General features: G+C 68.8%; 26 protein-coding genes. 16 read left to right on the top strand and 10 right to left on the bottom strand.

The window, feature by feature from the left end:
- Positions 1-33: 33 nt before the first annotated feature.
- Complete coding sequence (locus tag ACQVBX_RS00950) at positions 34-663, bottom strand: DUF47 domain-containing protein (RefSeq protein WP_431636029.1); 630 nt, start codon at positions 661-663, stop codon at positions 34-36.
- A gap of 135 nt (positions 664-798) precedes the next feature.
- On the opposite strand from ACQVBX_RS00950, the gene ACQVBX_RS00945 reads away from it, so the two are divergent.
- On the top strand, positions 799-2,136 hold the full coding sequence (locus ACQVBX_RS00945) for a hemolysin family protein (protein WP_431636028.1): 1,338 nt from the start codon (positions 799-801) through the stop codon (positions 2,134-2,136).
- A 31-nt stretch (positions 2,137-2,167) separates the two neighbouring features.
- Here ACQVBX_RS00945 and ACQVBX_RS00940 read toward each other — a convergent pair whose 3' ends face one another.
- Positions 2,168-2,932 (bottom strand): RNA methyltransferase, encoded by a 765-nt coding sequence (locus ACQVBX_RS00940; protein ID WP_431636027.1) that lies wholly within the window; start codon positions 2,930-2,932, stop codon positions 2,168-2,170.
- 136 nt (positions 2,933-3,068) lie between these two features.
- On the opposite strand from ACQVBX_RS00940, the gene ACQVBX_RS00935 reads away from it, so the two are divergent.
- Positions 3,069-3,872 (top strand): inositol monophosphatase family protein, encoded by an 804-nt coding sequence (locus ACQVBX_RS00935; protein ID WP_431636026.1) that lies wholly within the window; start codon positions 3,069-3,071, stop codon positions 3,870-3,872.
- 67 nt (positions 3,873-3,939) lie between these two features.
- Here ACQVBX_RS00935 and ACQVBX_RS00930 read toward each other — a convergent pair whose 3' ends face one another.
- The 6 genes from ACQVBX_RS00930 to ACQVBX_RS00905 all read right to left on the bottom strand — a co-directional run bounded on the left by ACQVBX_RS00930 (position 3,940) and on the right by ACQVBX_RS00905 (position 8,256).
- On the bottom strand, positions 3,940-4,329 hold the full coding sequence (locus ACQVBX_RS00930) for a YbjQ family protein (RefSeq protein WP_431636025.1): 390 nt from the start codon (positions 4,327-4,329) through the stop codon (positions 3,940-3,942).
- An 87-nt stretch (positions 4,330-4,416) separates the two neighbouring features.
- Positions 4,417-4,737 carry a hypothetical protein gene (locus tag ACQVBX_RS00925; protein ID WP_431636024.1) on the bottom strand — a complete coding sequence of 107 codons (321 nt, stop codon included), beginning with the start codon at positions 4,735-4,737 and terminating at the stop codon, positions 4,417-4,419.
- Positions 4,734-5,321 carry a hypothetical protein gene (locus ACQVBX_RS00920; RefSeq protein ID WP_431636023.1) on the bottom strand — a complete coding sequence of 196 codons (588 nt, stop codon included), beginning with the start codon at positions 5,319-5,321 and terminating at the stop codon, positions 4,734-4,736. The genes ACQVBX_RS00925 and ACQVBX_RS00920 overlap by 4 nt, the downstream gene beginning before the upstream one ends.
- Before the next feature lie 27 nt (positions 5,322-5,348).
- The gene (gene hda / locus ACQVBX_RS00915; protein WP_431636022.1) at positions 5,349-6,053 is read right to left on the bottom strand and encodes a DnaA regulatory inactivator Hda; all 705 of its coding nucleotides are present in this window, start codon (positions 6,051-6,053) and stop codon (positions 5,349-5,351) included.
- Entirely contained in the window at positions 6,050-7,219 is a 1,170-nt protein-coding gene (locus ACQVBX_RS00910; RefSeq protein ID WP_431636021.1) for an AI-2E family transporter, read from the bottom strand. The genes hda and ACQVBX_RS00910 overlap by 4 nt, the downstream gene beginning before the upstream one ends.
- A 44-nt stretch (positions 7,220-7,263) precedes the next feature.
- On the bottom strand, positions 7,264-8,256 hold the full coding sequence (locus ACQVBX_RS00905; RefSeq protein ID WP_431636020.1) for a DUF2066 domain-containing protein: 993 nt from the start codon (positions 8,254-8,256) through the stop codon (positions 7,264-7,266).
- Positions 8,257-8,351: 95 nt separating this feature from the next.
- Here ACQVBX_RS00905 and purM point away from each other — a divergent pair, with 95 nt between their 5' ends.
- Genes purM through ACQVBX_RS00890 form a run of 3 tightly spaced genes read left to right on the top strand, consistent with a single transcriptional unit; the run spans position 8,352 to position 10,871 of the window.
- Positions 8,352-9,386 (top strand): phosphoribosylformylglycinamidine cyclo-ligase, encoded by a 1,035-nt coding sequence (gene purM, locus ACQVBX_RS00900; RefSeq protein WP_431636019.1) that lies wholly within the window; start codon positions 8,352-8,354, stop codon positions 9,384-9,386.
- A gap of 30 nt (positions 9,387-9,416) precedes the next feature.
- Entirely contained in the window at positions 9,417-10,082 is a 666-nt protein-coding gene (gene purN, locus ACQVBX_RS00895) for a phosphoribosylglycinamide formyltransferase (RefSeq protein WP_431636018.1), read from the top strand.
- 60 nt (positions 10,083-10,142) lie between these two features.
- Positions 10,143-10,871 carry a DUF3108 domain-containing protein gene (locus ACQVBX_RS00890; protein WP_431636017.1) on the top strand — a complete coding sequence of 243 codons (729 nt, stop codon included), beginning with the start codon at positions 10,143-10,145 and terminating at the stop codon, positions 10,869-10,871.
- Between the two features lie 65 nt (positions 10,872-10,936).
- Here the strand turns inward: ACQVBX_RS00890 and murA are convergent, their stop codons facing one another.
- Both murA and ACQVBX_RS00880 read right to left on the bottom strand, forming a co-directional pair.
- Positions 10,937-12,196 carry a UDP-N-acetylglucosamine 1-carboxyvinyltransferase gene (gene murA, locus ACQVBX_RS00885; protein ID WP_431636016.1) on the bottom strand — a complete coding sequence of 420 codons (1,260 nt, stop codon included), beginning with the start codon at positions 12,194-12,196 and terminating at the stop codon, positions 10,937-10,939.
- A 44-nt stretch (positions 12,197-12,240) separates the two neighbouring features.
- Complete coding sequence (locus ACQVBX_RS00880; protein ID WP_431636015.1) at positions 12,241-12,480, bottom strand: BolA family protein; 240 nt, start codon at positions 12,478-12,480, stop codon at positions 12,241-12,243.
- Between the two features lie 212 nt (positions 12,481-12,692).
- On the opposite strand from ACQVBX_RS00880, the gene ACQVBX_RS00875 reads away from it, so the two are divergent.
- The 11 genes from ACQVBX_RS00875 to ACQVBX_RS00825 all read left to right on the top strand — a co-directional run bounded on the left by ACQVBX_RS00875 (position 12,693) and on the right by ACQVBX_RS00825 (position 20,929).
- Entirely contained in the window at positions 12,693-13,703 is a 1,011-nt protein-coding gene (locus ACQVBX_RS00875) for a KpsF/GutQ family sugar-phosphate isomerase (RefSeq protein WP_431636014.1), read from the top strand.
- Positions 13,704-13,763: 60 nt separating this feature from the next.
- Positions 13,764-14,309: a KdsC family phosphatase gene (locus ACQVBX_RS00870; protein WP_431636013.1), complete on the top strand. Its 546-nt coding sequence runs from the start codon at positions 13,764-13,766 to the stop codon at positions 14,307-14,309.
- Entirely contained in the window at positions 14,306-14,902 is a 597-nt protein-coding gene (gene lptC / locus ACQVBX_RS00865; protein ID WP_431636012.1) for an LPS export ABC transporter periplasmic protein LptC, read from the top strand. The genes ACQVBX_RS00870 and lptC overlap by 4 nt, the downstream gene beginning before the upstream one ends.
- Positions 14,865-15,446: a lipopolysaccharide transport periplasmic protein LptA gene (gene lptA / locus ACQVBX_RS00860; protein WP_431636011.1), complete on the top strand. Its 582-nt coding sequence runs from the start codon at positions 14,865-14,867 to the stop codon at positions 15,444-15,446. Before lptC ends, lptA begins: the two co-directional genes overlap by 38 nt.
- 3 nt (positions 15,447-15,449) lie before the next feature.
- A complete protein-coding gene (gene lptB / locus ACQVBX_RS00855) occupies positions 15,450-16,169 on the top strand; it encodes an LPS export ABC transporter ATP-binding protein (protein ID WP_431636010.1) in 720 nt (239 codons plus the stop codon).
- A gap of 130 nt (positions 16,170-16,299) precedes the next feature.
- Positions 16,300-17,781 carry an RNA polymerase factor sigma-54 gene (locus ACQVBX_RS00850; RefSeq protein ID WP_431636009.1) on the top strand — a complete coding sequence of 494 codons (1,482 nt, stop codon included), beginning with the start codon at positions 16,300-16,302 and terminating at the stop codon, positions 17,779-17,781.
- Between the two features lie 147 nt (positions 17,782-17,928).
- A complete protein-coding gene (hpf, locus tag ACQVBX_RS00845; protein ID WP_431636008.1) occupies positions 17,929-18,258 on the top strand; it encodes a ribosome hibernation-promoting factor, HPF/YfiA family in 330 nt (109 codons plus the stop codon).
- A 152-nt stretch (positions 18,259-18,410) separates the two neighbouring features.
- On the top strand, positions 18,411-19,361 hold the full coding sequence (gene hprK / locus ACQVBX_RS00840; protein ID WP_431636007.1) for an HPr(Ser) kinase/phosphatase: 951 nt from the start codon (positions 18,411-18,413) through the stop codon (positions 19,359-19,361).
- A gap of 3 nt (positions 19,362-19,364) precedes the next feature.
- Entirely contained in the window at positions 19,365-20,270 is a 906-nt protein-coding gene (rapZ, locus tag ACQVBX_RS00835; RefSeq protein ID WP_431636006.1) for an RNase adapter RapZ, read from the top strand.
- 4 nt (positions 20,271-20,274) lie between these two features.
- On the top strand, positions 20,275-20,667 hold the full coding sequence (locus tag ACQVBX_RS00830; RefSeq protein WP_404631945.1) for a PTS sugar transporter subunit IIA: 393 nt from the start codon (positions 20,275-20,277) through the stop codon (positions 20,665-20,667).
- Positions 20,660-20,929: an HPr family phosphocarrier protein gene (locus ACQVBX_RS00825; protein WP_431636005.1), complete on the top strand. Its 270-nt coding sequence runs from the start codon at positions 20,660-20,662 to the stop codon at positions 20,927-20,929. Before ACQVBX_RS00830 ends, ACQVBX_RS00825 begins: the two co-directional genes overlap by 8 nt.
- Positions 20,930-20,975: the final 46 nt, after the last annotated feature.

Raw genomic sequence — 20,975 nt, 5'->3', positions numbered from 1 at the left:
GTGCGGGGATTGAGTGTCTGCATGGCGGCGCCCTCAGGAGTTCTTCAGCACGATCGAGTACACGACGTTGCCCACGTCGCGGCACTTGTCGATCGCCTTCTCGATCAGCTCGAACAGGTCCTTGGCAAGCATGGCGCGCATCGCGTCGTTGCCCTCGACGTACAGCGTGCGATACGGCGCGAGCAGCATCTTGTCGCCCTCAGACTCCAGCGCCTGCAGGCGATCCTGCAGCTTCTTGACCGGATCGATGCGCAGGCCGCGGCGCAGCTCGCCGATCATCTCCACCACCACCTCGGCGGAGCGCTCCAGCACCAGCGCGCGCTGGGCGAAATCCACACCGGCCAGGCGCTCGGCGACGATGGTGTAGCGCTCGGCGAACTTCTCCACCGTCTTGGGAATCTTGTACAGCGCCGCGTTGAGCGCCTCGATGTCCTCGCGATCGAGCGCGGTGACGAAGGTGTTCACCAGCTCCTCGCTGATCTGCGCCGCCAGCGCCTTTTCGCGGGCGCGGCTGGAGGCGAAAGCGGCCATCACCGGGGCGTGGTCGGTCTGGCTGACCAGTTCGCGCAGGGCGCGGGCGCTCTCGCCAGCCGCCTCGGCGCTCTGCTCGAGCAGGCCATAGAAGCGGTCGCCTTTGCCAAACATCGCTTGCAGGGAAAACATTCGCGGCACCTTGGGGCGGTATAAATGACGAATATGTTACAGGAGCCGCCCACCCGGCAGCAGCGCGGCCGTGCGTGAACCGGGCCGGCCCTCGCCCTACACTGCGCCCATGTCTGCCCATTTCCAGCCCGCACGATGCTGACCGAAATCGCGCTCGTCTTCGTGCTCTCGCTGTGCAACGGTTTCTTCGCGCTGTCGGAAATGGCGCTGGTCGCCTCGCGCAAGAGTCGCCTCAAGCACCTGGCCGACCGCAGGCGGCGCGCCCGCGTGGCGCTGGCCCAGGCCGAAGCGCCCGAGCGCTTCCTGTCCACCGTGCAGGTGGGTATCACCATCGTGATGCTGCTCACCGGCGCGCTGGCCGGCGATGCGCTGGGCGACCACATCGCCGATGCGCTGCATCGCGGCCATGCCGCGTGGCTGGAGCCGTACGCGCACGCGCTGGGCTTTGCGCTGGGCTTCGTGGCGATCTCGTTCATCCAGATCGTGTTCGGCGAGCTGGTGCCCAAGCGCCTCGCTCTGGCCGCGCCGGAAACCGCCTCAATGGTGGTCGGCCTGCCGATGCTGGTGCTGTCGCGGATCTGCGCGCCGTTCGTGTGGCTGCTCAACGTGTGCAGCTCGCTGGTGCTCAAACTGCTGCGCGTCACCGACCGCGGCACCAGCGCGGTGACCGAGGAGGAGATACGCCTGCTGGTGGCCGAGAGCGCCGAGCAGGGCGTGCTGGATGCCGACGAGCACAACATGGTCAACCGCGTGCTGCGCCTGGGCGATCGTTCGGTGGACAGCGTGATGACCCCGCGCATGCGCATCGCCTGGCTGGACATCGCCGCGCCGCTGGCGGAGAACCTGGAGGTGCTGCGCGAGACGCCGTACTCGCGTTACCCGGTGTACCGCGCCGACGAGAGCGACATCGTGGGCGTGGTGGAGGTGAAGAGCCTGCTGGCCGATCTGGGCCAGGGCGTGCCCGACCTGTTCCGGCACCTGTCCAAGCCGCTGTACGTGCCGGCCACCGGGCGCGCGCTGGACCTGCTGGAGGAATTCCGCGACGCCGAGACGCCGATGGCGCTGGTGGTGGACGAATACGGCGACATCGAAGGCGTGGTGACCATCAACGACCTGCTCTCGGCGGTGGTCGGGGTGGCGCAGCTCGGTCACGGCAGTGCCGGCGAGGAGCACTCGCCGATCGTCAAGCGCGACGACGGCAGCTGGCTGGTCGACGGCACGTTGTCCACCGACGACCTGCGCGAGCTGCTGCGCGTGGGCGAGCTGCCGGGTGAGGACGAGCACGATTTCCGCACCGTGGCCGGCATGGTGATGACCGCGCTGGGCCACATTCCCCAGGTGGGCGAAGTGTTCGCCTGGCGCGGGGTGCGCTTCGAAGTGGTGGACCTGGACGGCGCACGGATCGACAAGCTGCTGGTGACGCGCACGGTCGTGGCCGACAGCGCTGACGACGAGGTCACGCGGGGCGGCTGAGTCCGCGCGCTCGACCCCGGCACTCAGCAGCTCAGGACTTGCCGCGCTCACCGGCCAACTGGGCCATGCGCTGGGCATCAGCGAAGATGCCGTGCAACACGCGCAGCTCGCGCTCGCTCATCTGCGCGCGCTGGAACAGCTTGCGCAGCCTGAGCATGATCGTGGTCGGCGTGCGGCCCTTGTGGAAGTCGATGTCGTCCAGCGTCTGCGCCAGGTGCTCGTAGAAGCGCTCCATCTTCTCCGCATCGGCCGGCGGCTCCTCGTGCAGCGGCGGCGCCTCGGGCGCCTCGTCACCGAGCAGCGCCAGGCGCAGCTCGTAGGCCATCACCTGCACTGCCTGGGAGAGATTGAGCGAGCTGAAATCCTCCACGCTCGGGATGCGCACCATGGCGTGGCAGCGCGCCAGCTCCTCATTCTCCAAGCCGGTGCGCTCGTTGCCGAACACCCACGCCACCTGCTCGCCGCGGGCGGCGGCGGCCAGCGCCTGCGCTACGCCCTCGCGCGGGCTCAGCTCGGGCAGGTTGACGCCGCGCCGGCGCGCGGAAAGCCCGAGTGCGAAGGTACTGCCGGCCAGTGCGCCAACCAGGTCGTCGTGCACCGGAGCGGCCTCCAGCACGTCGTCGGCGCCGGCGGCCAGCGCCGAGGCCTCGGGGTCGGGAAAGCGGTGCGGCGCCACCAGGCTCAGCCGGGTGAAACCCATGGTGCGGATCGCCCGCGCGGCGCTGCCGATGTTGCCCGGATGCGAGGTGCGCACCAGCACGAAACGGAACAGCGGAGCGAGATCGAGAGCGGACATGGCGCGGGTCTTGGGGAGCGGAAACAGCCGTATAGGATAGTCCAGCCAGCCCCGAACCCGCGCCGCGCCTGCCGCCGGGCCGCGCCTCTGCTAGAATTCGCGGCCGCTAACCCGTTCTTTTTAAAAAGCCCAAGCCATGCCAAGACCCGCCGTCACCATCGCGGCGCGCGCCGCGCGCGCTGCAGGAAACATCATCCTGCGCTACATGAACCGCATCGACGGCCTGAACATCGTCGAGAAGCAGCAGATGGACTTCGTCTCCGAAGTCGACAAGCTGGCCGAGGCCGAGATCATCAAGGAACTGCGCCGCGCCTACCCCGACCATGCCATCCTCGGCGAGGAAAGCGGCGCCATCGGCAAGGGCCCGCTGCAGTGGGTGATCGACCCGCTGGACGGCACGCACAACTACCTGCGCGGCATCCCGCATTTCTCCGTGTCCATCGCCCTGCTCGAGAAGGGTGTGCCGATGCACGGCGTGGTGTTCGATCCGCTGCGCGACGAGCTGTTCACCGCCAGCAAGGGCGACGGCGCCTTCCTCAACGACCGCCGCATGCGCGTGAGCAAGCGCGAGAACCTGGGCGGGGCGGTGATCGCCACCGGCTTCCCCTATCGCCAGCGCGCGCACCTGAACCCGCAGCTGGACATGACCCGGGCGATCCTCGGCCAGGCCGAGGACATCCGCCGCTCGGGCTCCGCCGCGCTGGACCTTGCCTACACCGCCGCGGGCCGCTACGACGGCTACTTCGAGATCGGCCTCAAGCCGTGGGACATGGCCGCCGGCGTGCTGCTGGTGCACGAGGCGGGCGGTCGCTACTGCGACTTCGCCGGCCGCGACGGCATTCCCGCCAGCGGCAACCTGATCGCCGGCAATCTCAATGTGGCCAAGGCGATGGTCGACGCCATCGGCGCGAACGCGACGCCGACGCTGCTGAAGGCCTGAATCCCTCCACTGGGTGGATGCACGAAGGGCGCCTCGCGGCGCCCTTCGTCGTTTCGGGACCCCAGTTTCAGCGCGAAGGATCGGGCTCCACCACGACCGCCGTGCCGTAGCACAGCACCTCAGTCAGCCCGGCCATCACTTCGGTGGCGTCGTAGCGCATGGCGATGATCGCGTTGGCGCGCTTCTGCCGCGCGTGCATGACCATCTGGCGGAAGGTCTCCGCCCGGGCCTGCTCGCACAGCGAGGTGTAGATGGTGATGTTGCCGCCGAACAGGGTCTGCAGTCCGCCGAGAAAGTTGCCCACGATGGATCGCGAGCGCACGGTGAGGCCGCGCACCACGCCGAGGTTGCGCACCACGCGATAGCCCGGCAGCTCCAGCGCCGTGGTGACCATGGCCTCGGTCAGCGTGAGGCCGGCGTCGGCCGGTGCCGGCGCGGAATTGTAGGGATCGGACATGGGCTCTCCTTGAAGATCGTGGCGGGTGTTCGCGGCCGGCGAAGCATCCACGATCGGCACGTGGCCGGACAGTGCCCGCAAGCCTTTTCAGGAACGGTGACGTTGCACCGGCGCCGGACGCGGGCAGTCACTGGGATCGGGCTCGCCGATGCGCTCGGCGACGACCTGATCGCGCTCGACCAAAGGGCTGTCCGGCGCCACCGCACCCACGGCGCCGCCCCAGCCGCCGACGCTAAGCCGAGGGACATGGCCGCCGGCGTGCTGCTGGTGCACGAGGCGGCGGTCGCTACCGCGATTTCGCCGGCCGCGATGGCATTGCGCCAGCGGCAACCTGATCGCCGGCACCCTCAACGTGGCCAAGGCGATGGTCGACGCTATCGGCGCGAACGCCTCGCCGACGCCGCTCAAGGCCTGAGCACGGCGCTTCCGAACGGCCGACGCTCGCCCACGCCCGCCTCCAGGCGTGGACAGCGCGACGGGTCGGCATCGCCGACTCGGCGGGCGCGGACTTCGTCGTGTTGCGGCAAGGGCGCAGTACCCGGGGGACGCGATGCACTCCAGAACATACCGGTGCCGCCCAGGCCTGATGGAGTCGGCCGCAGCTCGACCTGATAGCCGGCATCCACCGTGCGATCGAGCTCGAAGCTTGCCGTCTGGCCGTCCACTACCGACCAGGCGATGAACCGCCGGGGTGCCAGCCCGGGATAGAACACCCACCCGCCAGGCGGACCATGTACCGGGTCGAGTATCAGGCAGCCATTGACGTGGCCCTGTTCCAGCCACTTGGTATGTGTTTGTCCCTGCGCGTCGCGAAGCGGCCGGTCGAACAGAACCATCGTCGCGGTACGGTATGTAGACGCTGGACACGATCCATGGCAGAAGCGAACCGTATAAGTGCCCGCATACACTGACGAATGCGTGGCCGCATCGTTTTCCATCGCGGCAAGCTGGAACGCCCAGAAGCAGAGAACCGGCACCAGCCACTTCCACATGGTCGAACCCTCCCTGGCCGAAAGACTTCAGCGATCGCCGCGCTCACGCAGAAAACCGCGCAGGAACGGCACGGTGATGCGTCGCTGGGCGGCAAGCGAGGCCTGATCGAGGCGATCGAGCAGGTCCAGCAGTGCGCCGAGGTCGCGGGCGTAGCGGGCGAACAGCCAGTCCAGCACGGGCTCGTCCAGTTCGATGCCACGCACCGCCGCCTGCGCCTTGAGCACCTGGCGGCGTTCGGCATCGTCCAGCGGCTTGAGCGTGAACTGGGTGCAGGCGCCCAGGCGCGAGCGCAGGTCCGGCAGGCCCAGGCCCAGCTCCGAAGGAATCGCCGCGGCCGCGAACAGCATCGCGCCGCCGTCGGCGCGGGTACGGTTGTACAGGTCGAACAGCGCGTGTTCGGCATCGCGCTCACCGGCCAGCGCGCCCAGGTCGTCCAGCGCCAGCCACTCGCTGCCGGCGACACCGCGCAACGCCGCCGCACGATCGGCCAGGGTCGCCAGCGGCAGGTACTGCACGCGCCGACCGGCGGCGCTGGCCGCCTGCGCCGCAGCGAGCAGCAGGTGGCTGCGGCCGCTCCCGGCCGGTCCATGCAGGTACACCCACGGCGCGCCCGGCTCGCCGGCCAGCGCCTGCACCGCCGCCAGTGCCGCCGCGTTGTGCGCGCCGGCGTGGAAGTGCTCGAAGCGCTGGCGACGCGGCCAGCGCAGGGCAAGCGGCAACTGGGCAGTCATGACGCGGGGGGCGGCGATCCGTCGGAGCGGCCGGGCGGCGCAGACGTATCGGCGGGAGCCGCGCCGTCGTCGATCGACACCGTTACGTCGACCTCGGCGATGACCGGGTCATCCGGCCCGGTGTCGGTGTACAGCCCGCTCATGCGGTAACGCTCGGTGAGGTAGCGCAGCAGCACCAGGATCACCGAGGCGGCCGGCAGCGCCAGTAGCACGCCGAGGAAGCCGAACAGGTAGCCGCCGGCCAGCACCGCGAAGATCACCGCCACCGGGTGCAGGCCAATCTTGTCGCCGACCAGCTTGGGCACCAGCACGTAGCCTTCCAGCAGCTGACCGATGACGAACACGCCGCACACCAGCAGCAGGTGAGTCCAGTCGCCGTACTGCACCAGCACCGCGATCACCGCGGCGCCGAAGCCGATGATGAAACCCAGGTAGGGGACGAAGCTAAGCAGGCCGGCAATCATGCCGATCAGCGGCCCCACCGACAGCCCGACGAGGGCGAGACCGGCGCCGTAGAAGATCCCCAGCGCCAGCATCACCAGCAGCTGGCCGCGCACGAAGGCGCCGAGCACCTTGTCCGACTCACGCGCCAGGTGCGCCACGGTCGGCTCGATCGAGCGCGGCAGCATGGCGTCGATCCACGCCACCAGGCGGTCCCAGTCGCGCAGCAGGTAGAAGGCGACCACCGGAATCAGCACCAGGTTGGTCATCCACATCAGCACGCCCACGCCCGAGCGCGACAGCTTGCCGATCACGCTACCGATGGAACCGATGTGCTCCTTCACCGCATCCATGACGCGGCCGGTGTCGAAGGTGTGCGGGTCCAGCCGCAGCTTGGCCTGCACCCAGGGCACGGCCGTGTCGCGGATCCACGCGCCGTAGCTGGGCAGGTTCTGGATGAGGTTGTCGACCTGGCGCGAGATCAGCGGAATCAGCAGCAGCAGCGCGCCCACGGTGAGCAACAGGATCACCACGAAGACGATGGTGACCGCCAGGGTGCGACCCAGGCCGAGCTTCTCCAGCCGGTCGGCCAGCGGATCGCCCAGGTAGGCGAGCATGCCGGCCAGCACGAACGGCATCAGCACCGGGGCGAGCAGATAGGTGAAGTAACCGATGACCACCACGATGGCCAGCAGTTGCCAGCGGCGGGAATCCTGGACGTTCATCGCGGCGCTCCGGTTGCGCGCTCAGCCAGCGGCAGCGAACGCATTCAGTGCAGCCAACGCAGGCTGGCGTCCGCACCGGGATGGGGCGCCGGTGCCTGCAGCAGGCGGCCGCCAGCGGCCAGGTTCGAGGCCAGTGCGTTCAACGGCAGTGCCGAGGTGACCTGCAGCAGCACGCCGTCGTCCTTCGCGCCGACCGTGCTCACCTTGCGCACCGCCGGATCGTTGCGCAGCACGTTGAGCAACTGGGCGTAGTCCATGGCCGAGCGCACGCCCTCGACCCACAGCGTGCCCTGGCTGCTGCCGGCACCGATCACGTTGAGCTGCTTGCCCACGCGCGCGGCCATGGCCCCGCCGGCGGCCGCGAACATCGCGTCCTCGGTGGCGCCACTGTCGTTCCAGTTCTGTGCGACGCCGCCGGAGACCAGGGTCCAGTCGACGCTGCCCGGGTGCAGGCGGCCGATCAGCACCAGGCCGGTCTTGTAGCGGGCGGTGAGGTCGGCCATCGCCGCCGGATCCACCGCTGCCACCCGGTCGAGCGAGGGCGGCTGGGTGGGATCGGGATAGACCACACCGTAACCCTGCACAGCTGCAGATTTGGCCAATGCATCCAGCGAGTCGCCGCCGAGCAGGCTGCCATCGGTGCCCTGCACCAGCAGCAGCACGGGCGGCTTCACCCCGGCGGCGGGCGCGCCGAGCTGGCCGATCAGATGGTTCACGGCGCCGCGGTCGAAGGTGACCTGCAGGGCGATACCGTCGCCAGCGCGCTGGTACTGGTAGTTGCTCACCAGCCCGGTGGCACCCTTGATCGCGTCGTCGTAGCCGGGCTTGCCGCGCAGATCCTGGCCACCGGCGACGCGGGCCAGCACCTGGCCCAGCGCGTTGGCGAAGGTGGCATCACGCTGCGCCTCGCCGGTGTCGGTGACCGGCAGGGTCACCGTGTAGGGCGAATCGGGCGTCGGCGCGCCCTGTGCGTGAAGGGACGGCAGCCCGGCCAGGCTGAACACGAACAGGATCGACAGCAGGCGAAACAGGCGCATGGGCGGGGGGCGACATCCTTGAAAGCGTCCCGGAAGTCTGCCCAATCCGGCCCCCAGCGTCTATCATTAGGCGTTTATCGACGCGGGTTCCTGCCATGTCCGACGCCCTCACCTACCGCGCCGCCGGCGTGGATATCGATGCCGGCAACGCCGTGGTCGAACGCATCAAGCCGCTGGTCAAGCGCACCTTCCGACCGGAGGTGATGGGCGGGCTGGGCGGCTTCGGCGGCCTGTTCAACCTCGGCACGCGCTACAAGGAACCGGTGTTGGTCTCGGGCACCGACGGCGTGGGCACCAAGCTCAAGCTGGCGCAGATGCTGGGCCGCCACGACACCATCGGTATCGACCTGGTCGGCATGTGCGTCAACGACGTGCTGGTACAAGGCGCCGAACCGCTGTTCTTCCTCGACTACTTCGCCACCGGCAAGCTGGACGTGGACACCACGGTCGCCGTGGTCGGCGGCATCGCCAAGGGCTGCGAGCTGGCCGGCTGCGCGCTGATCGGCGGTGAAACCGCCGAGATGCCCGACATGTACCCGCCGGGCGAGTACGACCTGGCCGGCTTCACCGTGGGTGCCGTGGAAAAGGCCGACCTGATGAGCGGCGAGACCATCGTGGCCGGCGATCTGGTGCTCGGCGTGGCGGCCTCCGGCCCGCACTCCAACGGCTATTCGCTGATCCGCAAGATCCTCCAGCGCGCGGGCAATCCGCTCGACCTGGATCTTGACGGCGTCAAGCTGGCCGACGCCCTGATGGCGCCCACCACGATCTACGTCAAACCCATGCTGGCCCTGCTGCGCGAGCACGCCGGGCAGATCCACGGCATGGCACACATCACCGGCGGCGGCCTGAAGGAAAACATCATCCGCGTGGTGCCGGACGGGCTGGGCCTGGCGCTCGAGGCCTCCTCGATCGTGCTGCCGCCGGTGTTCGACTGGCTGATGCGCGAGGGCAACGTGGCGCGCGAGGAAATGTGGCGCACCTTCAACTGCGGTATCGGCTTCACCGTGATCCTGCCGCCCTCGGCGGTCAGTGCCGCCGCGGCGCTGCTGGAACAGCACGGGCTGGCGACCCGGGTGATCGGCGAAGTGGTGGCCGCGCACGGCGACGAGCGCGTGCACATCGGCTGACGCCCTCGCCTCCTGGCCGGCCCCCTCAAGATGACGACTACTCCGTTGCGCGTCGCCGTGCTCGCCTCCGGCCGCGGCAGCAATCTCGCCGCCCTGCTGCAAGCCCGCAGTCGCGGTGAGTTGCCGGTGGAATTCGTGCTGGTGGGCAGCGACAAGGCCGACGCCGGCGCGCTGACGCTGGCGCGTGAGGCCGGCATCCCCACCGCCGTGCTGGACCCGCGCCGTTTTCCCGACCGCGTCTCGTTCGACCACGCCCTGTTCGAGCGCATCCAGGAATCAGGCGCCGAACTGCTGGTGCTGGCCGGCTTCATGCGGATCATCGACGGCGCCGCGCTGGCGCCGTGGGTGGGCCGGATGATCAACATCCACCCCTCGCTGCTGCCCAAGTACCGCGGCCTGCATACCCATCGCCGCGCGCTGGCCGCCGGCGACACCGAACACGGCGCCAGCGTGCACTACGTGACCGCCGAACTCGATGGCGGCCCGGTGATTGCACAGGCCCGCCTGGCCATCGCCCCGCAGGACGACGAGCAGACGCTGGCGGCCCGCCTGCTGGGTTACGAGCACCGGCTGCTGCCGGCAGTGGTGTCGCACATCGCGCAGGGTCGACTGGCACTGCGCGACGGGCAGGTGCTGCTGGACGGCGCACCGCTGGCGACCCCGCTGCAGTGGCGCGACGGCGCGCTGGATCGCTGAACGCAAGCTCGGCCCGCGCCGAAACGGCCGGTTCAGGCGCAGCCGGTAGACTCGGCCGGCATGACCACCCCCATCCGCATCCGCTTCAACCGCCCCGCGCGCGCCCTGCTCGCCGGTGCGCTCTTCCTTGGCCTGCTCTCGGCCGCCGACGCCGCCAGCGCACCGGCGCCGTTCACTGCCACCTACCAGGTGCAGCGCGATGGCCAGACGATCGGCGAGGCGACCATCACCCTGAGCGCCACCGACGGCGGCTACGCCTACCGCAACCAGACCCGCGGCACGGCGGGGCTGGCCGCCCTGCTGGGCGCGAGCTCCGATGAAACCACGCGCTTCCGCTGGCACGACGACGCGCCCGAAACGCTGACCTACGACTACGCCATGGACGCGGCGATCAAGCAGAAGCATCGCCATCTGCAGGTGGACTGGTCGGCCGGTCAGGTCACGGTGGACGACGGCAAGGGCCCGATCCACTACGCCAGCGCACCGGGCATGGTCGATCGCAATACCCTGCCGCTGGCGCTGGGCCTGGCGCTGCGCGATGGCCGCAAGAGCGTGGTGCTGCCGGTGGGCGTGAAGCAGCGCGTGGAACAGCAGCAGTACGCCGTGCAGGCCACCGAACCGGTCTCGGTGCCGGCTGGCGAGTTCAAGGCGCAGCGGGTGAGCCGCACCGATACCGACAAGCCGTTCGACGCCTGGTACGTGCCGGCGAAATTTCCGCTGCCGGTGAAGATGGCGCAGTCCGAAGGCGGCAACCTCACCCTGCTGCTGGTGAAGTTCCACTCGCCGTAAAGGTCGGCTGCGGGCACAAAGAAAGCCGGAGCGCTGCACGCTCCGGCTTTTCTATGAGCCCGCGATCAGTTCGGCAGGCGGCGGATCTTTGCACCCAGCACGCCGAGCTTTTCCTCGATGTTCTCGTAACCGCGGTCGATGTGATACACGCGATCGACGGTGGTGTCGCCCTCGGCTACCAGCCCGGCCAGCACCAGACAGGCCGACGCACGCAGGTCGGTGGCCATGATCGGCGCGCCGCTCATCTTGGGCACGCCCTGGATGATCGCCGCGTTGCCTTCCAGGCGGATGTCCGCGCCCAGGCGCTGCAACTCGTGCGCGTGCATGAAGCGGTTCTCGAACACCGTCTCGGTGATCACGCCCACGCCCTCGGCCACGCAGTTGAGCGCGGTAAACTGGGCCTGCATGTCGGTCGGGAAAGCCGGGTACGGCGCGGTGATGATGTTCACCGCCTTCGGCCGACGCCCCTGCATGTCCAGCTCGATCCAGTCGTCGCCGATGCAGATGTGTGCCCCCGCCTCGTCGAGCTTGGACAGCACCGCCTCCATCGTGTCCGAGCGCGCGCCGCGGGCGCGCACCTTGCCGCCGGTCATCGCCGCGCCGACCAAGAAGGTGCCGGTTTCGATGCGGTCGGGCAGCACCTCGTACTCGGCGCCGTGCAGGCGCTCGACGCCGTGGATCACCATGGTGGCGGTGCCGGCGCCTTCGATCTGCGCGCCCATGGCGTTCAGGCACAGCGCCAGATCGACCACCTCCGGCTCCTGCGCGGCGTTCTCGATGATGGTGGTGCCGTGAGCCAGCGCCGCCGCCATCATGATGTTCTCGGTGCCGGTGACGGTCACCATGTCCATCGAGATGCGTGCGCCCTTCAGGCGCTTGGCGCGCGCCTTGATGTAGCCGTTCTCCACCACGATCTCCGCGCCCAGCGCCTGCAGGCCGCGGATGTGCTGGTCCACCGGCCGCGAGCCGATCTGGCAGCCGCCCGGCAGCGACACCTCGGCCTGGCCGAAGCGGGCCACCAGCGGGCCCAGCACCAGGATCGACGCACGCATCGTCTTCACCAGGTCGTACGGGGCGAAGTAGCGATCGGCCGGACGCGGATCGACGTGGATCTTCATGCGGTCGTCCAGCACCAGCTGCACGCCCATCTGGCCGAGCAGTTCCATCGTGGTGGTGACGTCGTGCAGGTGCGGCACGTTGGAAATGGTGACCGGCTCTTCAGCCAGCAGGCAGGAGGCGAGGATCGGCAGCACGGCGTTCTTGGCGCCGGAAATGCCGACCTCGCCCTGGAGCGGCTGCCCGCCGCTGATGAGGATCTTGGCCATGGGGGTCCTTCGGAGAGTTCGGGCGGGCGGCAGGCGGCGCGCGATCAGGCGCGCGCGGCGGCTTCCGCGGGGGTAAGGGTCTTCAGCGCCAGCGCGTGGATGGCGCCGCCCATCAGGTCGCCGAGGGTGGCGTAGACCAGCCGGTGGCGGGCCAGCGGCAGCTTACCGGCGAACTGTTCGGCGATCACGACCGCCTCGAAATGCACGCCGTCGGCACCGCTCACGTCGGCCCTTGCACCGGGCAAGCCGCTCTCGATCAAAGCCTGGATGCGCTCTGCGTCCATCGGAAATCCACTGTCAGGAAGGCGTCGCCGGTACGGAGTCGCCCGGCGGGCGGCGTCCAACGCGCTGTCATATGAAGGTAAACTGCAAGACGGCCATGGTAATGGAAAGTCGCTGGCTCAGAAATGACGGGACGTCATTCAGCCTGCGGCTGCAAAGCTATTCCGTGGACTTCCTCCCGACTCCGCATCCTGGCGCCGCCGCCGAAGGACCCATGAACGCACGCATCGCCGCTTCTGCCGAGATCTCCGTCGATCCCGACGCCATCGCTCGCAGTGCGCGCACGGTCATCGCGACCGAAGCCGCCGCCATCCGGGCCCTGGAGCCGCGCGTCAACGGCGATTTCGTGCAGGCCTGCCGGCTGATCCTGGGCTGCCGAGGGCGACTGGTGGTCAGCGGCATGGGCAAGTCCGGGCACATCGGGCGCAAGATCGCCGCCACCCTCGCTTCCACCGGCACCCCAGCGTTCTTCGTGCATCCGGGCGAGGCCAGCCACGGCGACCTGGGCATGATCCTGCCGCAGGACGTGGTGCTGGCGCTGTCCAATTCCGGCGAAACCGACGAGCTGCTGTTCATCCTGCCGGTGATCAAGCGTCAGGGCATCCCGCTGATCGCGATCACCGGCAACCCGCGCTCCTCGCTGGCCGGCCAGGCCGACGTCCACCTGGACGCCAGCGTTTCCAGCGAGGCCTGCCCGCTGGGCCTGGCGCCGACCGCCAGCACTACGGCGGCGCTGGTGATCGGCGACGCCTTGGCCATTGCGCTGCTCGAGGCGCGCGGCTTCACCGCCGACGATTTCGCCCGCTCGCATCCGGCCGGCAGCCTCGGCCGGCGCCTGCTGCTGCACATCAGCGATGTGATGCACGGCGGCGACGAGGTACCGCGCGTGGGCCCCGAGGCCACCTTGACCCAGGCGCTGGTGGAAATGACCCGCAAGCATCTGGGCATGACCGCGGTGGTCGATGACCAGGACCGCCTGCTCGGCGTGTTTACCGATGGCGACCTGCGCCGGGCGCTGGACGACGATGGCGTGGACCTGCGCGGCGCCTCGGTCGCCAGCTTGATGAGCCGCACGCCCAAGACCATCACCGCCGACAAGCTGGCCGTGGAAGCGGCCCAGCTGATGGAGAAGCACCAGATCCACGCGCTGATCGTGGTCGACCACGAGCGGCACGTGGTGGGTGCGCTCAACATCCACGACCTGCTGCGCGCCCGCGTCGTCTGACGCCGGCAGGCGGCAGACACGCCGCTGCGCGCCCTCCCTTCCGCTACCGATACGACTGCCGTGACCGCGTACCTCGCCAACCTCCCCGCCGACCTGCTCGCCCGTGCGGCGTCCATCCGCCTGGCCGCGTTCGACGTGGACGGCACCCTCACCGACGGCCGCCTGCACTACGGCGAGGACGGTCGCGAGACGAAGGTGTTCCACGTCCAGGACGGCCTGGGCCTGAAGCGCCTGCAGTCCTACGGCGTCCAGGTGGCGATCATCACCGCGCGGATCAGCCATACCGTGTCGCTGCGCGCCGAAGAGTTGGGCATCACCCACGTCTACCAGGGCCAGGGCGACAAGCGCGCCTGCCTGCGCGATCTGCTCGATGCCCTGAACCTCACCGCCGATCAGGTCGCCTTCATTGGTGACGACCTGACCGACCTCGCCCCGATGGGCATCGCCGGACTGGCCATCGCCCCGGCCAACGCCCATCCGTGGGTGGCCGAGCGGGCGCATTGGCAAACCACCCGCGCCGGTGGTGAAGGGGCTGCGCGCGAGGTCTGTGACCTGCTGCTGCTTGCCCAGGGCAAGGCCGATGCCGAGCGGGCCCGCTGGCAATGAGACTGATCGCCTGGCTGCGCGAACGCCGGCTGCCCGCCGCGATCGTGGTGATCGGCCTGCTGGCCGGGGTGACCCAGCTGGTGCGCTGGTGGGCGATGCCGGAACCGGGCCAGCACGACTTCGTCGGCCCGCCGCGCTCAGGCTACACGCTCACCAACTTCCGGCTGTCCAGTTATGACCGCGAGGGCCTGCCGGCCTTCAACGTGACCGCGCCGCACCTGGAGCGACGCGAGGGCGACGAATCGCTGTACATCAACTCGCCGGCGTTCGACCTGCCCTCCAACCAGGCCGGCGTGCCGGACTGGCGCGGCGAGTCGCTGTACGGCTGGGTGAACCAGGGCGGCGACCTGCTCAAGCTGCTCGGCCCGGTGCACATGCACCGCGAGGCCTTCGACGATACCGCCGCCGCCCAGCTCGACACCGCCGACATGACCATCTGGCCGAAGGACAACCGGATGGAAACCGCCGCCGCGGCGCGGATGGTGCAAGGCGCCCTTACAATGAGCGGGGTTGGCATGCGCGCCAACCTCACCGACAAACATCTGGAGCTGCTCGATGACGTCCATGCCACGTTCCCGCCGCGCAAGCGCTAGCGCCCGGTGGCTGCTGGCCGCTTGCGGCCTGCTCGCCCTGTCCCCGGTCCTCGCCAAGCAGGGCGACCGCGACCAGCCGATGAAGGTCGACGCGAAGTATTTCGACGGCTTCCAGAAGCCCAACACGGTCAGCACGCTCAAGGGCAGCGTGGTGATCCAGCAGGGCACGCTGAAGGCCACCGGCGCGCTGGCCAAGGTCTACTTCGACGCCGAAAGCCAGATCAGCCGCGTGGTGCTGACCGGCAGCCCCGCGCACATCGAACAGCTCGACGACAGCGGCAACCAGATGCTGGGCGACGCCGCCACGATCGACTACGACAACATCAAGGGCATCGCCGTGCTCACCGGCAACGCCTCGGTGACGCAACACGGTCGCGGCGAAGCGCACGGCGACAAGCTCACCTATGACACCGCGACCAGCCAGATGACCGGCGAAAGCGGCGGCACCGGCACCGTGCACATGGTGTTCCAGCCGAAGAAGAAGGCCGCCGCCCCGGCGGCGTCCGATGCCCCCGCCCCGGCCACCAGCACCGGAAAGCCCTGATCGATGCTCTCCGCCGAAGGCCTCCAGAAGCGTTTCCGCTCGCGCCAGGTGGTGCGTGACTTCGGATTCTCCATCCGCCAGGGCGAGGTGGTGGGCCTGCTCGGGCCCAACGGCGCCGGCAAGACCACCTGCTTCTACATGGTGGTGGGCCTGATCGAGGCCGACGCCGGCTCGATCAAGCTCGATCGCCAGGACATCACCGGCCTGCCGATGCATTCGCGCGCCAAGCTGGGCATCGGCTACCTGCCGCAGGAGCCGTCGGTGTTCCGCCGTCTCAGCGTGGCCGACAACATCATGGCGGTGCTCGAACTGCGCGAGGGACTGGGCGCGAAGGAGCGCGCGGCCGAGCAGGAAAACCTGCTGGAGGAACTCAAGATCACCCACATCGCCGACCAGAAGGGCATCAGCCTGTCCGGCGGCGAGCGGCGCCGGGTGGAGATCGCCCGTGCGCTGGCCGCACAGCCGCGCTACATGCTGCTGGACGAGCCGTTCGCGGGCGTCGATCCGATCTCGGTCGGCGAGATCCAGCGCATCGTGCGCCACCTCAAGGAGCGCGGCATCGGGGTGTTGATCACCGACCACAACGTGCGCGAAACGCTGGGCATCTGCGACCGCGCCTACATCCTCAACGACGGTGAAGTGATGTCGCGCGGCACGCCGGCGCACATCCTGGCTGACGAAAAGGTACGGGACGTCTACCTGGGGCGCGAGTTCCGCCTCTGAGTCCGCCGCAGCCGCCCCGGCGACACGCGGCAATCTGCCGTTTATCGGGGCGCCCATCCCCGTGCGCAAGGCTGTTCGCCTCCGCGGGGTGGGGTTAGGATGGCACTGCGATCCACCTTCCCCGGTCGGTATGAAACCCGGACTCCAGTTCCGCCTCCATCAGCAGCTGACCCTGACGCCCCAGTTGCAGCAGGCGATCCGCTTGCTGCAGCTCTCGCAGCTGGAGCTCGAGGCCGAGTTGCGCCAGATCGCCGAGGGCAATCCGCTGCTGGAATTCGCCGAGGAATCCGAGACGGCCGAAGGCGAGGAAGCCGAGGGCAGCTACCTGTCCGAGGCCGGCGCCAGCACCACCAGCAGCTCGACCAGCACCACCAGCGACGACCACGAAAGCGGCGACGCGCCCGAATGGGCCGACGGTGACGGCGCGGGCGAGCAGCCGATGGACTTCTCCATGGGCAACAGCGCCGGCAGCGGCAGCGGCTCGCGCAGCGACGAGGATTTCGAACCCCAGAACGCCGTCGTCGAGACGCTGGCCGAACACCTGCTGTGGCAGCTGAACCTGTCCGGCTTCGACCCGCGCCAGCGCGCGATTGCCGCCGTGATCATCGACGCGCTCAACCCGGACGGCTACCTCACCGAAAACGCCGAAGCCCTGCTGACGGCCCTGCCGGCCACGCTGCAGGTCAGCGAGGAAGAGCTCGAAGCGGTACGCCGCCGCGTGCAGACCACCTTTGACCCGGTGGGCGTGGCCAGCCGCGACCTGCGCGACTGCCTGCGCGTGCAACTGGAGCAGTTCGATCCGGCCGCCACGCCGCAGCGCGAGCTGGCCCTGCGCATCGTCGATGGCGAGCTGGACCTGCTGGCCCGAAACGATGTCACCAAGCTGGCCCGCAAGCTGCGCGCCGACGAAAACGACGTGGTCGCGGCCGCCGCCCTGATCCGCAGCCTCGACCCGCGCCCCGGCGCCGCCATGGACGCCACCCCGGTGGAGTACGTGGCGCCCGACGTCTACGCCTACAAGGACGGCAACCGCTGGAAGGTCAGCCTGAACGCCGACTGCCAGCCGCGACTCGGTCTTAACCAGCACTATTGCAACCTGATCGCCAAGGCCCGCGGCGAGGACGCGAGCTGGATGCGCGGACAGCTGCAGGAGGCGCGGTGGTTGATCAAGAGCCTGGAATCGCGGGCCGAGACCCTGCTCAAGGTGGCCGAGGCGATCGTGCGGCGGCAGAGCGCGTTTCTCGACTACGGCCCCGAAGCGATGCACCCGCTGGTGCTGCGCGAGGTCGCCGAGGAGGTGGGCATGCATGAATCGACCATCTCCCGTGTGACGACGCGCAAATACATCCACACGCCACGCGGTACATTCGAGCTCAAGCACTTCTTTTCCAGTGGCGTGTCCACGGAGGACGGCGGCAGCGCCTCGTCCACGGCGATCCAGGCCATGCTGCGCAAGCTTGTCGATGCAGAGGACCCGCGCAAACCGTTGTCCGATCAGGCGCTCGCCGAGGAACTGCACCGCAAGGGCATCCAGGTGGCGCGCCGCACCGTCGCCAAATACCGGGAGGCCATGCGCATACCCAGCTCCAGCGAACGCCAGCGCGCCGGCTGAACGGTTCGCGCTGCGCGCGGAACCTCGGCGGCTTGAAGGCGTCAGTGCTGGACACCACGAAAATGACTGTGGATGCGCACCGGGCATGCGGCCCGGCCGACGCATCGAACCACGCCGCGAACGCGGCAGTACCAGAGGAGGCGCAACATGCAATTCCAACTCAGCGGTCAGCACGTCGATATCACCGAGTCCATGCGCGAGCACGTGACCGGACAGTTGGACCGCCTAACCCGCCTCGATGACCGATTGACCAGCCTGGCCGTCGTGCTCTCGCTGGACAAGCTGCAGCAGAAGGCGGAAGGAACGCTGCATACCTCCTCCGGCGCCCTGCTCCACGCCGAGGCCTTCGAGCCGGACATGTACGTCTCCATCGACATGATGTTCGACAAGCTGGTGACCCAGCTGCGCAAGCACCGCGAGAAAGTGTGCGACAAGCACAAGGCCGAGGCGCGCCGCGACGATCGTCTGTACGGCTGAGTCACACCTCTTCCACTCGAACGGCCCGCCCCTGGCGGGCCGTTGCTTTTCCGGCCGGCGCACACTGCGCCGTCCCGGCCCAAGCTGGCACAATAGGTTCATGCCCCATGGCGGCCGCACCGGCCGCCATCCCGGCAAAAGGACCCGATGACGTGGACCGGCTCACTGCCCGACAACTCTTCGATGGCGTGCATGAGCGCATGGCGCTGCGCTGGGCCGCCGGCATGCGCGGCGAGAGCCGCGTGCTGGAACGCGGCGTGACGCAGACGCGCCGCCCCTCGCTGGTCGGCTATCTCAACGTCATCTACCCGAACAAGATCCAGATCATCGGCACCGAGGAGCTGAAGTACCTCGACGAGCTCGACTCGCGCCAGCGCTGGGAAGCGATCAACAAGATCGCCGCCTACCAGCCGGTGGCACTGATCGTCACCAAGGACCAGGCGGTGCCCTCGGACCTGCGCGAAGTGGCCGAAGAAACCAACACGCCGCTGTGGATCAGCGCCAAGCGCGGCCATGAGCTGCTGACCTGGATGCAGTACCACCTGGCGCGCATGCTGGCGCCGCGGATCACCCTGCATGGCGTGTTCCTGGAGGTGTTCTCGATCGGCGTGCTGATCACCGGCGAGTCCGGCTCGGGCAAGAGCGAGCTGGCGCTTGAACTGATCAGCCGCGGCCACCGGCTGGTGGCCGACGATGCCACCGAATTCACCCTGATCGCGCCCGACGTCATCGACGGCACCTGCCCCGAACTGCTGCAGGACCTGCTGGAAGTGCGCGGCCTGGGCGTGCTCAACGTGCGCGAGATGTTCGGCCATACGGCGGTGAAGGCGTCGAAGTACCTGCGCCTGGTGATCCACTTGAAGCCGCTGCGCGATGGCGAGGACACCGATGCGCTGACCCGCCTCACCGGCGACATCGGCCATCGCGAGATCTTCGAAGTGCAGGTGCCGATGATCACCATTCCGGTGGCGCCGGGCCGCAACCTCGGCGTGCTAGTCGAGGCCGCCGTGCGCAACCATGCGCTCAAGAGCAAGGGCTTCGACCCGGCGCAGACTTTCATCGACCGACAGGCGCACCAGATGCGCCGCCTGCCCCCATGGTGATGTGTGGACCCTAACGACACCGCAGTGATCGCCCAGGCCGGACCCAACGCCGTGCACCTGGTGGTGCTCACCGGAATGTCCGGTGGCGGCAAGACGGTGGCCCTGCGTGCGCTGGAAGACCTCGAGTTCTACTGCGTGGACAACCTGCCGGCGAGCCTGCTGCCGCGCCTGGTGAACGCGGTGCTGGAAGACCGTGGCGGCCAGCGCATGACGCGCATTGCCGTGGGCGTGGACGCGCGCAACCGCGAGCACGATATCGAGATCATGCCCAGCGTGCTTTCCGAACTGGCCGCCGCCGGCGTGCAGGTGCACCTGATCTTCCTCGACTGCCGCGACGAGGTGCTGATCAAGCGCTACTCGGAAACCCGCCGGCGCCACCCGCTGGCCATGCGCAACGTGTCGCTGGCCGACGCCATCGCGGCCGAGCGGCGACTGCTGCGCCCGCTGATGGGCATCGCCGAGAAGGTGATCGACTCGAGCGCACTCAACGTGCACCAGCTGCGACGCCTGGTGGCCACCGACTACGCGCGCGCCACCGAAGGCCTCACCGTGATGTTCCAGTCGTTCGCGTTCAAGCGCGGGCTGCCGCTGGATGCGGACTTCGTGTTCGATGCGCGCTGCCTGCCCAACCCGCACTGGCAGCCGCAGTTGCGACCACTGTCGGGCAAGGATGCGCCCGTGCGCGATTTCCTCGATGCCGATCCACTGGTCGGCGAGTACTTCGCCGACACCGTGCGCTGGCTGGAAGCCTGGCTGCCGCGCTTCGAGGCGGACGACCGCAGCTACGTCACCATCTCGATCGGCTGCACCGGCGGGCGGCACCGCTCGGTGTACCTGGTGGAGCAGCTTGCCGCGCACTTCCGCGCGCGACGCGGCGGCGTGCTTACCTTCCATCGTGAACTGGAGTGAGCCGATGAGCGTCGGCGTGCTCCTGATGACCCATGAATCCGTCGGCCGGGCGCTGATTTCCGCGGCGCATCACGTGATGCCCAAGCTGCCGCTGCGCGTGGACGCGGTGGAGGTGCCACCGCAGGCCGATCCGGAAGTGATGCGCACGCTCACCGCGCGTCACGCCCGCGAGCTCGACCACGGCGACGGCGTGCTGGTACTGGCCGACCTGTACGGCGCCACGCCGTGCAATATCGGATTGTCGCTGGCCTCGCTCGGGGTCCGTCTGCGCTGCGTGTCGGGGCTCAACCTGCCGATGCTGCTGCGCGTACTCAACTATGCGGACAAGCCGCTGGACGAACTGGTGGAAATCGCCGCCAGCGGGGGCCGCGGAGGAATCTTCATCGACCATGCTTGAAAAAGAGATCGTGGTATCCAACCGGCTCGGCCTGCACGCGCGCGCCTCGGCCAAGCTGGTGCAGCTGGTGCAGGGCTTCAAGTCCACCGTGTGGCTGGTGAGCAAGGGGCGCGAGGTGAATGCCCAGAGCATCATGGGCGTGATGATGCTGGCCGCCGGCATCGGCACCGCGCTGACCGTGCGCACCGACGGGCCGGATCAGCAGACCGCGCTGGATGCGGTGGTGGACCTGTTCGAGCGCAAGTTCGACGAGGGCGGATGAGATGACGGCAGGACACGGGACGCGAGCACCGGCAACACCGTACGCA

Source organism: Dyella thailandensis (genome assembly GCF_050749815.1).
GTDB lineage: Bacteria > Pseudomonadota > Gammaproteobacteria > Xanthomonadales > Rhodanobacteraceae > Dyella_A.
The sequence above is the reverse complement of the archived record's forward strand: the minus strand, read 5'-3'. Positions and strand labels throughout refer to the sequence as shown.

Excerpts from the sequence above, each read along its gene's own strand:
- ACQVBX_RS00950 (WP_431636029.1), bottom strand. The coding sequence starts at position 663 with ATGTTTTCCCTGCAAGCGATGTTTGGCAAAGGCGACCGCTTCTATGGC.
- ACQVBX_RS00945 (WP_431636028.1), top strand. The coding sequence starts at position 799 with ATGCTGACCGAAATCGCGCTCGTCTTCGTGCTCTCGCTGTGCAACGGT.
- ACQVBX_RS00940 (WP_431636027.1), bottom strand. The coding sequence starts at position 2,932 with ATGTCCGCTCTCGATCTCGCTCCGCTGTTCCGTTTCGTGCTGGTGCGC.
- ACQVBX_RS00935 (WP_431636026.1), top strand. The coding sequence starts at position 3,069 with ATGCCAAGACCCGCCGTCACCATCGCGGCGCGCGCCGCGCGCGCTGCA.
- ACQVBX_RS00930 (WP_431636025.1), bottom strand. The coding sequence starts at position 4,329 with ATGTCCGATCCCTACAATTCCGCGCCGGCACCGGCCGACGCCGGCCTC.
- ACQVBX_RS00920 (WP_431636023.1), bottom strand. The coding sequence starts at position 5,321 with ATGTGGAAGTGGCTGGTGCCGGTTCTCTGCTTCTGGGCGTTCCAGCTT.
- hda (WP_431636022.1), bottom strand. The coding sequence starts at position 6,053 with ATGACTGCCCAGTTGCCGCTTGCCCTGCGCTGGCCGCGTCGCCAGCGC.
- ACQVBX_RS00910 (WP_431636021.1), bottom strand. The coding sequence starts at position 7,219 with ATGAACGTCCAGGATTCCCGCCGCTGGCAACTGCTGGCCATCGTGGTG.
- ACQVBX_RS00905 (WP_431636020.1), bottom strand. The coding sequence starts at position 8,256 with ATGCGCCTGTTTCGCCTGCTGTCGATCCTGTTCGTGTTCAGCCTGGCC.
- purM (WP_431636019.1), top strand. The coding sequence starts at position 8,352 with ATGTCCGACGCCCTCACCTACCGCGCCGCCGGCGTGGATATCGATGCC.
- purN (WP_431636018.1), top strand. The coding sequence starts at position 9,417 with ATGACGACTACTCCGTTGCGCGTCGCCGTGCTCGCCTCCGGCCGCGGC.
- ACQVBX_RS00890 (WP_431636017.1), top strand. The coding sequence starts at position 10,143 with ATGACCACCCCCATCCGCATCCGCTTCAACCGCCCCGCGCGCGCCCTG.
- murA (WP_431636016.1), bottom strand. The coding sequence starts at position 12,196 with ATGGCCAAGATCCTCATCAGCGGCGGGCAGCCGCTCCAGGGCGAGGTC.
- ACQVBX_RS00880 (WP_431636015.1), bottom strand. The coding sequence starts at position 12,480 with ATGGACGCAGAGCGCATCCAGGCTTTGATCGAGAGCGGCTTGCCCGGT.
- ACQVBX_RS00875 (WP_431636014.1), top strand. The coding sequence starts at position 12,693 with ATGAACGCACGCATCGCCGCTTCTGCCGAGATCTCCGTCGATCCCGAC.
- lptC (WP_431636012.1), top strand. The coding sequence starts at position 14,306 with ATGAGACTGATCGCCTGGCTGCGCGAACGCCGGCTGCCCGCCGCGATC.
- lptA (WP_431636011.1), top strand. The coding sequence starts at position 14,865 with ATGACGTCCATGCCACGTTCCCGCCGCGCAAGCGCTAGCGCCCGGTGG.
- lptB (WP_431636010.1), top strand. The coding sequence starts at position 15,450 with ATGCTCTCCGCCGAAGGCCTCCAGAAGCGTTTCCGCTCGCGCCAGGTG.
- ACQVBX_RS00850 (WP_431636009.1), top strand. The coding sequence starts at position 16,300 with ATGAAACCCGGACTCCAGTTCCGCCTCCATCAGCAGCTGACCCTGACG.
- hpf (WP_431636008.1), top strand. The coding sequence starts at position 17,929 with ATGCAATTCCAACTCAGCGGTCAGCACGTCGATATCACCGAGTCCATG.
- ACQVBX_RS00830 (WP_404631945.1), top strand. The coding sequence starts at position 20,275 with ATGAGCGTCGGCGTGCTCCTGATGACCCATGAATCCGTCGGCCGGGCG.
- ACQVBX_RS00825 (WP_431636005.1), top strand. The coding sequence starts at position 20,660 with ATGCTTGAAAAAGAGATCGTGGTATCCAACCGGCTCGGCCTGCACGCG.